This is a genomic window from Streptococcus mitis (assembly GCF_001074635.1).
Classification (GTDB): domain Bacteria; phylum Bacillota; class Bacilli; order Lactobacillales; family Streptococcaceae; genus Streptococcus; species Streptococcus mitis_E.
The window spans coordinates 1-250 of sequence record NZ_JUQO01000203.1; the positions used below are offsets into that span (position 1 = coordinate 1).

The window sequence follows — 250 nt, forward strand, 5'->3', positions numbered from 1 at the left end:
TACAGGTTGTCCATCTACTACGAATTTCGCTGGATTCGTTGCGCTAATAGTTAGCGGAACTGTTTTTTCTACTGGATTTTCTTCAGTACCTACATTTACTTTTCCTGCTGTGAATGTTGGTGTACCTTCTTGTGTTGCACCTTGAATTCCTTCAGACTTAGCGTTTTCTGATGTTGGTGTTACTCCAACTACTTTTGGTGTGTAAGTTGCTGTCGCAGGTGTTCCATTCTTATCCTTACGTACGATTGAC

1 protein-coding gene is annotated in these 250 nt (G+C 41.2%); it reads right to left on the reverse strand.

Annotated features, from left to right (window positions below; all coding sequences use genetic code 11):
- Positions 1–250 (reverse strand): hypothetical protein (locus ADI58_RS11335; RefSeq protein WP_049522271.1); only part of this gene is annotated, 250 nt, incomplete at both ends.